Here is a 3,078-nt window from a genome sequence, read left to right as displayed (position 1 = left end):
CCTCAAGTCGGGCTACGCCCTCCCTCCGACACACGAACGACGCAACGTCTCACCCAGATTGTCGCGGAATCTCATCTTGATTGTCGTGCCGCAGCCCGGAAGCGGTCATTGGCTGCCCGGTGATATTTCGAGCCTGATGCCAGTGCATCGATCCCCGTTCGTTGGGTGGTAGTCGACGGAACAGGCGGTGACGACAAGGAGGAAATCCTTGTCCGCACGCAAGAGTACGTTCCCGCCTGGCGGGTTGTCCGAGGCAAGCACCTCCAGCCGTCCGTCCGCCTGAGGCTCGGATCGCTGGAACAAGTTCACCGGATCAGGGACGATCGGCACGTCGATTCTGGCGCTCCGAAGCTCTGTCAGCAGATTGTTCCGGCAATTCGGATGGTTCGGATAGCCCGCCCGATCGTAGAGGCGATGGTTGCAGGCCGGGAATAGCATGTCGTGTGGACAGGGCGAGTTGTCCTCCACGAGGGTCAAAAGCACCACGGCCTGTTCGCTGTAGAAGCTCTCGCCCACCGTTGGAAACAGACGCTCGGTGATGTCGCGGGTCTGTGAGACACTGAGCCAGTCAACGATCCCGCCGTCCACGACGAACGCCCACAGGTCCGCCACCTGTTGGCCTTCCAGATCGATGACACGGACGGTCTCGCCCGTGAATAGGCGAACGCTACCACCCGACTGTGGTGCGATATCGACATGGCGACGCGCTGGCATGGAGCTCTCCTATCTCAAAGGCCCCCTTCTAACGTAGACCCCGACCAAAAACGACCCTCATCTGGTTGTTCAGCTTGGCTTGCTCGCAATCCGAAACCCGTCCTTCGAAAGGCATCCGGATATCGGCTTGAACGGGGCCGGTGGCGGTCTGTCCGGTTTTAGCGAGAAATTGAAGAAAGCCAACGTTCGGGATCCGACCCCATTGCGGTCGTTTAGGAGGTATCAGTCATTGCCGAAAGACGCCACGAAAGAAGGACCAATCGATGATCTTTATCCAACATGCATACGACAATCTTGGCTACAATCGAAGGTAGGGTTGCGCGCTGCTATGAATCCTACCCAATGATTTGCTCGGTAGCGAGATGGTGATACTCTTATGAGTGCGTTGAGTCTCGTCATTTGCCAGCAGGCAGCCGTTACTCGAGCGACATTCACATGCTTCCTATCGAAAGAAAAACGATGCACGTTCAGCATATCGCAGCCTTTGCAGACGGACAGAACGGCGGCAATCCTGCGGGTGTGATCATCTGCGATAAAATGCCGGAAACGGCCGTAATGCAGAAAGTGGCTGCCGTTGTGGGCTATTCGGAATCTGCTTTTGCGGCCCCTGTTGGAGATGCGTGGCGGGTGCGTTACTTCGCGCCCCAGGTAGAAGTGGACTTTTGCGGACATGCCACGATCGCACTCGGAGCCGCCCTGGCAAAAAGCAATGGGCCGGGCCTATTCACGCTCGACATTAATCGCGCTCGCATTACCGTCGAAGGGCATTTCTCTGAAACGGACTGGGGTGCCTCGTTCCAATCGCCACCGACGCGCAGTTTCCCCGTCACACCTGCTGTATTGGCAGAAGCGCTCGAATTGTTCGGCCTAAGTTTTGCTGACCTCGACAAGCGGATACCGCCGGCAGTGGCGCACGGCGGGGGAGACCATCTGGTCCTGGCGCTGAAGCAACGCGAGGCACTGCGCGCGATGCAGTACGACTTCGATAAGGGACGAGCGCTGGCCGAACGCGAGGGCTTCATCACCTTCAACCTCGTTTATGCTGAAGCCGCCCAAGTGTTCCACGCGCGCAATCCCTTCCCAATCGGAGGCGTCGCAGAAGACCCGGCGACGGGAGCCGCCGCAGCGGCGTTGGCCGGATATTTGCGATATCTCGACTGGCCGCATGGGGGTGCCATCACCATTCTTCAGGGCGAGGACATGGGCGTGCCGTCCCAGCTGATGGTGGAAGTCACATCCGAGCAGGGTGCAAGCGTCCGAGTGAGCGGAAGTGTCCGCACCATCCGTAAAACCCAAGCTATCGAGCTGTAGGAAATGGCCATGACCCCTGAACAGAAACTTGTGACTCTTGGACTGGCCCTACCCGCAGCGCCTAATCCGCTGGCCGTCTATCGCCCAGCGCGTCTTGTGGGAAACACCCTGTATCTTTCGGGACAAATTCCACGCAACCCCGACGGCTCGTTTGTCCTTGGCCGACTAGGCCGCGATGCAACAGTTGCGGATGGATATGCGGCTGCGCGCAATGTCGGTTTGCAATTGTTGTCGGTCGTCAAATCCGTGGTTGGCGATCTCTCCCGCGTCGAGGCCGTGGCCAAAGTCACGGGCATGGTCAACGCCGAACCGGATTTCGTCGATCATGCCAAGGTGGTCGATGGCTGCTCCGAGCTACTGGGTGAAGTGCTCGGTGAAGCCGGTCATCACGCCCGTTCCGCTGTCGGCATGGGATCACTTCCCTTCGGAGTCATAGTCGAAATCGAAGCAATCATCATCGTCAAAGTGTGATCGCAACACCGAGCGAGGCAGTTTGGCGGTATGCAACGGCGCGGGCTTACAACATTGCATTGGCCGAAGGCAGCTAATCCACAATTCTGACTAGAAGTTGCCAGTCTGCAAACCACCCCGTTATGGACATGCCGGGGGCCTAAGTGGACTGGCAGCTTTCAGAAAATCGCCGGAGCCCTTTGAACGTCAGGAATGGGGGCGCTTTGCTGCCGTCCGAACCTTCGCCCGGGTATCGGCAAAAGCGCGGCAGGCCGGCGTTACCAAGCAACCTTTTACGCTGAGGGACAAGATCTGACCGGATGCCCGACCGCCCAAAGGCGGCCAGGCGAAGATCGGTCTGAAATTCCGATTAATAGCGCCCCACAGGGCAATTCCAGGGAAGAAGCTTATCGAAGAATTTTAACAATTCTCGCTCCTGCTTTTTTGACAAGGTATCCTGCTCAAGTAATTTGATGACATCCTCGTTGATGCTGCCAAGCACCCAGCCTGTTGATTTCTGCTGAGAGGTGACCCGGTATTTTCACCGAGGTTTGACCCACCTTTGGTTATGTCTCAGCGGTTATGTTTTGGTCAATGCAGTCG

Annotated in this window: 3 protein-coding genes; 2 read left to right on the top strand and 1 reads right to left on the bottom strand. The window is 57.5% G+C overall.

Annotation, left to right across the window (positions count from 1 at the left end; all coding sequences use genetic code 11):
* Window positions 1-105 precede the first annotated feature (105 nt).
* Window positions 106-714: a DUF1989 domain-containing protein gene (locus EDC90_RS20595; RefSeq protein ID WP_132314378.1), complete on the bottom strand. Its 609-nt coding sequence runs from the start codon at window positions 712-714 to the stop codon at window positions 106-108.
* A gap of 459 nt (window positions 715-1,173) precedes the next feature.
* On the opposite strand from EDC90_RS20595, the gene EDC90_RS20590 reads away from it, so the two are divergent.
* Together EDC90_RS20590 and EDC90_RS20585 are read left to right on the top strand one after the other, a co-directional pair.
* Complete coding sequence (locus EDC90_RS20590; RefSeq protein ID WP_132314379.1) at window positions 1,174-2,025, top strand: PhzF family phenazine biosynthesis protein; 852 nt, start codon at window positions 1,174-1,176, stop codon at window positions 2,023-2,025.
* Between the two features lie 9 nt (window positions 2,026-2,034).
* Window positions 2,035-2,496: a RidA family protein gene (locus EDC90_RS20585; RefSeq protein ID WP_207903994.1), complete on the top strand. Its 462-nt coding sequence runs from the start codon at window positions 2,035-2,037 to the stop codon at window positions 2,494-2,496.
* Window positions 2,497-3,078 lie beyond the last annotated feature (582 nt).

The organism is Martelella mediterranea, assembly GCF_004342225.1.
In the GTDB taxonomy this organism is placed as follows: Bacteria; Pseudomonadota; Alphaproteobacteria; order Rhizobiales; family Rhizobiaceae; genus Martelella; species Martelella mediterranea_B.
Note: the sequence above shows the minus strand (reverse complement) of the source record. Positions and strands in the feature narration are given on the sequence as shown.